This is a genomic window from Pontibacter sp. GD7, assembly GCF_058216375.1.
In genome coordinates, this window is sequence record NZ_JBYZMP010000021.1 from 1,459 (window position 1) to 5,055 (window position 3,597).

Sequence of the window (3,597 nt, forward strand, 5' to 3'; positions counted from 1 at the left end):
TGTCTGTCTGTCTCTGCAAACCTCAAAACCTGATTAGGTGGCTGTGAGGCGCCCAGTCTTCTGGGCTTGTAGCTCAGGTGGTTAGAGCGCTACACTGATAATGTAGAGGTCCGTGGTTCGAGTCCACGCAGGCCCACTCAACTTACACTTGGGGGATTAGCTCAGCTGGCTAGAGCGCCTGCTTTGCACGCAGGAGGTCAACGGTTCGACTCCGTTATTCTCCACACCGACACACAACAAGGCAAGAACGGCTGGTTTTTGCCTCATATTTAGGGAAAGTTAGGGAAGGGTTAACTTTTAACTCTCAACTCTTAACTTTAAACTAGAGAAGGTTCTTTGACATGATGGGAGAGAGAAAACATAAGTAAAGTTTAGGCTGTCTTTTCGGAGACAGCCCATGAGCATAACGAGCGAAGAGGCGGGCCTGCCGAGCAATCGGCGGGCCCGGGAACGCAGAGAAGGGCGCATGGGGGATGCCTAGGCTCTCAGAGGCGACGAAGGACGCGACAAGCTGCGAAAAGCCGCGGGGATCGGCACATACGAATTGATCCGCGGGTATCCGAATGGGGCAACCCAGTTGGTTGAAGACCAACTACCCTACGGGGGGCGAACCCGGGGAACTGAAACATCTAAGTACCCGGAGGAAGAGAAAATAACAATGATTCCGCAAGTAGTGGCGAGCGAACGCGGAAGAGCCCAAACCAGTCCTGTCACGGCAGGTCTGGGGTTGTAGGACCACGCCGTGGGACCAAGTATTGAAGCATAACATCCTGGGAAGGATGACCATAGGGGGTGAGAGTCCCGTGTGCGTAAGCTGCTTGGCCCTAGTGGTATCCTGAGTAGGGCGGGACCGGAGAAATCCCGCCTGAATCCGGCGGCACCATCCGCCAAGGCTAAATACTCCTGAGAGACCGATAGTGAACCAGTACCGTGAGGGAAAGGTGAAAAGTACCCCGAATAGGGGGGTGAAAAGACCCTGAAACCATGCGCCTACAAGCGGTCGGAGGTCCTTCGTGGACTGACGGCGTGCCTTTTGCATAATGAGCCTACGAGTTACTCCTCCCTGGCAAGGTTAAGCCTCTGAAGGGGCGGAGCCGCAGCGAAAGCGAGTCTGAACAGGGCGCACAGTCAGGGGGGGTAGACGCGAAACTTTGTGATCTACCCATGGGCAGGATGAAGTTTGGGTAAAACCAAATGGAGGTCCGAACCAGTTTGCGTTGAAAAGCATTTGGATGACCTGTGGGTAGGGGTGAAAGGCCAATCAAACTGAGAAATAGCTCGTACTCCCCGAAATGCCTTTAGGGGCAGCGTCGCGGTCGAGTCATATGGAGGTAGAGCTACCGATAGGACTAGGGGGAGTCAAATCCTACCGAATCCTGACGAACTCCGAATGCCATTTGACATACGCGGCAGTGAGGCGCGGGGTGCTAAGGTCCCGCGCCGAGAGGGAAAGAACCCAGACCGCCAGCTAAGGTCCCCAAGTCCAGGCTAAGTTGAACAAAGGGGGTCCAGTTGCACAGACAGCCAGGATGTTGGCTTGGAAGCAGCCATTCATTTAAAGAGTGCGTAACAGCTCACTGGTCGAGCGACAGGGCATCGATAATAATCGGGCATCAAGCATGGCACCGAAGCTGCGGATTGTAATTTATTACACTGGTAGGGGAGCATTCCGAGGGCGGAGAAGGCATATCGGCAAGATGTGCTGGAGCGCTCGGAAAAGCAAATGTAGGCATAAGTAACGATAATGCGGGCGAGAAACCCGCACACCGAAAGACCAAGGTTTCCTGATCAACGCTAATCGGATCAGGGTTAGTCGGGTCCTAAGGCCGAGGCGAGAGCGCAGGTCGATGGACAACTGGTTAATATTCCAGTACCGGCACGTCATAGCGATGCGGTGACGGAGAAGTGAAAGGACGGCGCGCTGACGGAATAGCGCGTTTAAGGCCGTAGGTATTGGCCCGGTTGTGAAGTACGCCGGGCTAGCTGAAAGCCGAAAGTACCCCAAGGCCCCGGCCGCGGGGATCGTCCCTAATCAGGCTCCCTAGAAAACCCGCTAAGCGTTTAAATGGCTTGCCGCCCGTACCGCAAACCGACACAGGTGGTCGAGGAGAGAATCCTAAGGTGCTCGAGTGAATCACGGCCAAGGAACTCGGCAAAATGGCCCTGTAACTTCGGGAGAAGGGGCGCTTCCTTGCAGCAATGCAAGAAGCCGCAGTGAAAAGGCCCAGGCGACTGTTTAACAAAAACACATGGCTTTGCGAAATCGAGAGATGAAGTATAAGGCCTGACACCTGCCCGGTGCCGGAAGGTTAAGAGGGGATGTTAGGGGCAACCCGAAGCATTGAATCGAAGCCCCGGTAAACGGCGGCCGTAACTATAACGGTCCTAAGGTAGCGAAATTCCTTGTCGGGTAAGTTCCGACCTGCACGAATGGTGTAACGATCTGGGCGCTGTCTCAGCCGTGAGCTCGGTGAAATTGTAGTCTCGGTGAAGATGCCGAGTACCCGCAACGGGACGGAAAGACCCCATGAACCTTTACTATAGCTTAGCATTGACGCTGGGTAACTCATGTGTAGGATAGGTGGGAGGCTGCGAGGCGGTGTCGCCAGGCATCGCGGAGCCGTCCTTGAAATACCACCCTTGAGTTGCTTGGCGCCTAACCTTACGAAGTGGGGGACAGTGCTTGGTGGGTAGTTTGACTGGGGTGGTCGCCTCCAAAACAATAACGGAGGCTTTCAAAGGTGCCCTCAGCACGCTTGGTAACCGTGCGCAGAGCGCAATAGCACAAGGGCGCTTGACTGTGAGGCCCACAAGCCGAGCAGGGCCGAAAGGCGGATATAGTGATCCGGTGGTTCCGCATGGAAGGGCCATCGCTCAAAGGATAAAAGGTACTCTGGGGATAACAGGCTGATCTCCCCCAAGAGCTCATATCGACGGGGAGGTTTGGCACCTCGATGTCGGCTCGTCACGTCCTGGGGCTGGAGAAGGTCCCAAGGGTTCGGCTGTTCGCCGATTAAAGTGGCACGCGAGCTGGGTTCAGAACGTCGTGAGACAGTTCGGTCCCTATCTGTTGCGGGCGTCGGAGATTTGAGGGGTCCTGACCTTAGTACGAGAGGACCGGGTTGGACGAGCCTCTGGTGGACCTGTTGTGGCGCCAGCCGCAGCGCAGGGTAGCTACGCTCGGACGGGATAAGCGCTGAAAGCATCTAAGTGCGAAACCCGCCCCAAGATGAGATCTCCCTTGAGGGCCGTGGGAGACGACCACGTCGATAGGCCGCAGGTGTAAAGCTGGAGACAGCAAAGCCGAGCGGTACTAATTGCCCGACAGCGTTCCAAAGCGCAAGCTTCAAAAGGCCTTAGGGCCCGCCTCCTCGCTTCTCTCTCCCCAATCATGCCAATAACTTAAAAAGCATTAGACTGCCACGACGACGGCAGCGACGACAATGGTGGCTATGGCTCCGGTGAGCACCTCTTCCCATCCCGAACAGAGAAGTTAAGCCCGGACGCGCCGATGGTACTGGGGTCACACCCGGGAGAGTAGGTGGCCGCCAACCCCAACAAAGGGGGCAGCATCCCAAAAGGACGCTGCCCCCTTTT

2 tRNA genes and 2 rRNA genes are annotated in these 3,597 nt (G+C 55.8%); all 4 read left to right on the forward strand.

What is annotated here, in order from left to right:
* The first annotated feature begins 62 nt into the window (after positions 1 to 62).
* The 4 genes from AC4BAP_RS19250 (at position 63) to rrf (ending at position 3,554) form a co-directional block, all read left to right on the forward strand.
* Positions 63 to 136, forward strand: a tRNA-Ile gene (locus tag AC4BAP_RS19250).
* A 14-nt stretch (positions 137 to 150) separates the two neighbouring features.
* A tRNA-Ala gene (locus AC4BAP_RS19255) sits at positions 151 to 224 on the forward strand.
* A 222-nt stretch (positions 225 to 446) separates the two neighbouring features.
* Positions 447 to 3,337, forward strand: a 23S ribosomal RNA gene (locus tag AC4BAP_RS19260).
* Positions 3,338 to 3,442: 105 nt separating this feature from the next.
* A 5S ribosomal RNA gene (gene rrf / locus AC4BAP_RS19265) occupies positions 3,443 to 3,554 on the forward strand.
* The last annotated feature ends 43 nt before the right edge of the window (positions 3,555 to 3,597 follow it).